The sequence below is a fragment of the Microbacterium sp. ISL-103 genome, assembly GCF_018613995.1.
GTDB lineage: Bacteria > Actinomycetota > Actinomycetes > Actinomycetales > Microbacteriaceae > Microbacterium.
On sequence record NZ_JAGGPD010000507.1, the window covers coordinates 1 to 1,188 of the forward strand.

General features: G+C 70.4%; 1 protein-coding gene and 1 pseudogene. One reads left to right on the top strand and one right to left on the bottom strand.

Features of this window, described 5'->3' with window-relative positions; all coding sequences use genetic code 11:
- Positions 1–944 (top strand): transglutaminase-like domain-containing protein (locus tag J7E68_RS16740; RefSeq protein ID WP_215174496.1); only part of this gene is annotated, 944 nt, incomplete at its 5' end.
- A gap of 12 nt (positions 945–956) precedes the next feature.
- On the opposite strand, the pseudogene J7E68_RS16745 reads toward J7E68_RS16740, so the two are convergent.
- Positions 957–1,188, bottom strand: a pseudogene (locus J7E68_RS16745) (hypothetical protein); the annotation flags it as partial.

The window sequence follows — 1,188 nt, forward strand, 5'->3', positions numbered from 1 at the left end:
AGTCGTGGTTCCGCAGCGAGTTCGAGTATTCGCTCGACACCCCGGTCGACGAGGGGTTCGACGGAACGGGTGCCGACGCGGTCGCCCGCTTCCTCGACGAGCGCTCCGGCTACTGCATCCACTTCGCCGGCGCGTTCGCGCTCATGGCGGAGAGCCTCGACATGGAGGTGCGCATCGTCGTCGGGTACCTGCCCGGAGCGCTGACCGACAACACGCGCGGCGAGGAAGCCATCTACTCGGTGTCGAGCGATCAGCTGCACTCCTGGCCCGAGGTGCTTTTCCCCGGGGTCGGATGGGTGCCTTTCGAGCCGACCGCGTCGCTCGGCGTGCCCACGGCCTTCACGGCTGCCTCGACGTCGGGCGGAGGCTCGGGCGGCGGGTCGACACCGGCGCCCACGGCTGCCCCCAGCACGGGGACGACGACGGGTCCCGAGATCGATCGTGAGGACACCGGCGACAACGCGGGAGCGGCGGGCGAGCTGCGCCGCCTCGATCCCACGCCCGTCATGCTCACGACGCTGGGTGTGCTGGTGGTGCTCCTGCTGCCTGCGATGATCCGTCTCGGCATCGGCCTCTCTCGCCGAGGGCGCGCACGGCGAGGAGACGCGGCATCCGCGTGGGCCGAGCTGCGAGCGACCATGCAGGACCTGCGCCTGCCGCTCTCCGACGCCGAGACGCCGCGCATGCGCGGAGACGATCTGATCAGGGACAACGGGGTGGACGCGAGCGCGATGCGCGCTGTCGTCACCGCGGTCGAGCGAGCGAGCTATGCGCGGCCATCGTCAGAGGCCTCGGGGAGTCCCGACGAGACGGTGAGCGCGGCGCTCGACGAGGTGGTCGGTCAGCTGCGGCGCAGCGTCGACCGCCGGACCAGGGTTCGGGCGTTCCTGCTGCCGCTCTCGATCTTCGCCAGCCGGCGCACCGACGTCGCGCTGATCACCTGAGCACGATGCGGTTCAGGCGGCGTGCCGTGCACACCACACGGAGCCGCAGTCCTCGCAGACCACGAACTGCGTGCGACATGACAGATCGGGGCAGTTCGCGGTGCGCTTGGTCGCGGTGCCGCATCCGACGCATTCGCCGACGACCGCGGCGTGGTCGGAGAAGTCGACCGATCCCCGCTTGTCGAACACGTACAGCGAGCCCTCCCACAGTCCGTCGTCGCCGTACTTCTCGCCGTACCTGACG